The sequence below is a fragment of the Streptomyces sp. NPDC127092 genome, from assembly GCF_042722475.1.
Classification (GTDB): domain Bacteria; phylum Actinomycetota; class Actinomycetes; order Streptomycetales; family Streptomycetaceae; genus Streptomyces.
The window spans coordinates 85,396-87,934 of record NZ_JBHXFE010000007.1 but is presented as its reverse complement, the minus strand read 5'-3'; the positions used below and the strand labels follow the sequence as shown (position 1 = coordinate 87,934).

Genomic DNA, 2,539 nt, shown 5'->3' with positions numbered 1-2,539 from the left:
GGAAAGGGGGGGGAGGAGGGGGAGGGGGGAGGGAGTGGGAGGGGGGGGGGAAGGGGAGGGGGGGGGGGGGGGACGGCGGTCTCCCTCCCCGCCCCGGAGAGGGGGTCGGATCAGACGGTCGCGCTGTACTGGGTGTCCTTCATGAGGAAGGACGCCAGCGGCTTGCCGTCGCCGTTCGACATCGCGCTGAAGGTGACGCCCAGCTGCGCGGCACCCTTGCGGGACAGCTTGATGTCGTCAGTGGCGGTCACCTGGCCGCGCGGGATGATGAAGCGGTAGGTGACCGCGGTGGTGCCACCGGCCTTGACGTCGGTGAACTCCAGGCCGAGGGCGCGGACGTCGGCGTACGGACGCTCGGCGATCTCGTACTTGTAGGTGTCCGTGGCCGGGGCCGCGTCGGCCTCGACCTTGCCGCCGCCCATGAAGAACGGCAGCGTGTCCTCGTTGAACTGGAGCAGCGAGAACTTCAGGGACAGGTCACGGGCCGAGTAGATGTAGTGGACCGGGGAGACCGACTGCCACGAGTCGATGGCCTCCAGCTTGTCCTTCTTCGAGAACGTGACGCCGTCACCGGTGGTGTAGCCGAGGTTCGTCCAGGACGCCCAGTCCGTCGCGGAGTCGGCACCGAAGCCGGGGGCGGCGGTGCCGACCTTGGCGACGAAGAGCTTGCCGACGCCTGCGACGCGGATTTCGGCAGAGTTGTTTCCAGCCATGGTGGGGTTTCTCCTTGATGAGAGGGGGTGAGGGCACCGCCCCGGGACCGGACTGTTCCGGCTCCGGGTACGGCAAAGGCCCCGCCGGATGGGCCGGCGAGGCCTGGTCTGTGGGGGCGCCGCGAGGGGCGCCGGGGAGTGCCCGGGGGGCGCTCCGGGGCGAGCGTCTTCGGTGGACCCGCGCTGGGCGTCTAGAAGACGTTCAGCGAGAGCTGAATGACGCAGAGGTAGCGGTTGGCGCCGCGGTAGAGGTAGTCGGGCAGCCAGCGGGGCCCGTCCTGCTCCTCGACGTCGGCGACGAAGTTCGCGCCGAGCTGCTTGCCGATCGTGGCGAGCAGCGCGCGCCGGGCGCCGTTCGCGATGACGTGGGCCTCGGTCTTCGTCGGCCCGTACACCTCGAACTCGATCAGCGGCTTGTCGACGTGCAGGTCGCCGATCCAGGCGCCGCCGCGGCGGTTGACCAGGACGGCCTTCTGCGTGCCGTCGAAGCCGGCCGGTGCCTGGGCCGCGATCGTGACGCCGGCCAGCGCCGGGTCGGCCTTGAGGACGTCGACGACCAGCTTCTCGACGTCCGGGAACGCACTCGGGGGAGTGGTCATGACGGTTCTCCTCGGTGGAAGGGGAGCGCGGGACGGGGTGGTGCGGGGGGCCGCCCGGGGCGCTCGACGCGGGGAAGGGGGGCGGGGGCGCGGAGCGCTCCCGGACGGCGTACGGCGGAGCCTGCGGCCCGTCTCGCGGGCACAGCTCCGCCGCTGCACCAACTGTGACAGACGAGCGTGCGCGCACGCAACTAGTTCGGTGATCGATTTCGGAATCCGCTGCCTGGGAGTCCACCGGATGCCGTCTGACCTGGGAAAATGACCTTTCGGTGGCAGTCGGTGCGAGGTAGGTTGAGGCTCCCGAACCCCGATGAGGAGCCGCCCGTGACCGCCGTCCCCGACGCCCGACCCCGTCTCCTCTACGTCACCGACCTCGCCTACCCGGCCCGCGGGCGCCGCTACTGCGACGAGGACATCGACCTCACCGCCCGGCTGCGCGGGGCCTTCGACCTCGCCCTGTGCCACCCGCGCGACGCCGCCGCCCTCATGGACGGCTTCGACGCCGTCGTCGTCCGCAACAGCGGGCCCGTCCTCCACTACCAGGAGACCTACGACGCCTTCCGCGCCCGGGCCCGCGCCCTCGGCACCCGCGTCTACAACCCGCTGCACGGCCGCGGCGACATGGCCGGCAAGCAGTACCTGCTCGACCTCACCGCCGCCGGACTCCCCGTCATCCCCACCGTCGACCGCCCCGAGCACCTCGACCGGCTGCCCGCCGCCGCGTCGTACGCCGTCAAGCCCAAGGCCGGCGCCGACTCCATAGGCCTGGAGTTCGTGCCGTACGAGCGCCTGGCGGAGCTCTCGTACGGCGAGGTACTCGTCCAGCCGCGCGTCGACTTCCGGTACGAGGTGTCCTTCTACTTCGTCGACGACCGCTTCCAGTACGCCCTGTACGCCCCCGACCCCGAGCGCCGCTGGGTCCTCGAGCCGTACGAGCCCGCCGAGGCCGACCTCGCCTTCGCCCGCCGCTTCGTCGACTGGAACACCCTCGACCACGGCATCCAGCGCGTCGACGCCTGCCGCACCCGCGAGGGCGGACTGCTCCTCGTCGAGCTGGAGGACCTCAACCCGTACCTGTCGCTGGACCGCGTGCCCGAGCCGGTACGCGAGCGCTTCGTCGAGGCCGTGACCGACTCCCTGCACGACTTCCTGCGGGCATGACGAAGCGCCCCGCTTTCTGCGTGGGACCAAGGGGGGGTCTTTGCGGGCGAGGGGGGGACTCAGAAG

General features: G+C 71.2%; 3 protein-coding genes. 1 reads left to right on the top strand and 2 read right to left on the bottom strand.

Features of this window, described 5'->3' with window-relative positions; translation table 11 throughout:
• Nucleotides 1–110: 110 nt before the first annotated feature.
• Together ACFWJO_RS08385 and ACFWJO_RS08380 are read right to left on the bottom strand one after the other, a co-directional pair.
• On the bottom strand, nt 111–713 hold the full coding sequence (locus ACFWJO_RS08385; protein ID WP_386863985.1) for a phage tail protein: 603 nt from the start codon (nt 711–713) through the stop codon (nt 111–113).
• Nucleotides 714–904: 191 nt separating this feature from the next.
• Nucleotides 905–1,312: a hypothetical protein gene (locus tag ACFWJO_RS08380; protein ID WP_386863984.1), complete on the bottom strand. Its 408-nt coding sequence runs from the start codon at nt 1,310–1,312 to the stop codon at nt 905–907.
• Between the two features lie 324 nt (nt 1,313–1,636).
• Here ACFWJO_RS08380 and ACFWJO_RS08375 point away from each other — a divergent pair, with 324 nt between their 5' ends.
• Nucleotides 1,637–2,473, top strand: a complete 837-nt coding sequence (locus ACFWJO_RS08375) for a hypothetical protein (RefSeq protein ID WP_386863983.1) — start codon at nt 1,637–1,639, stop codon at nt 2,471–2,473.
• Nucleotides 2,474–2,539 lie beyond the last annotated feature (66 nt).

Coding starts and splice junctions, on each gene's coding strand:
- ACFWJO_RS08380 (WP_386863984.1), bottom strand. CDS start 1,312: ATGACCACTCCCCCGAGTGCGTTCCCGGACGTCGAGAAGCTGGTCGTC.
- ACFWJO_RS08385 (WP_386863985.1), bottom strand. CDS start 713: ATGGCTGGAAACAACTCTGCCGAAATCCGCGTCGCAGGCGTCGGCAAG.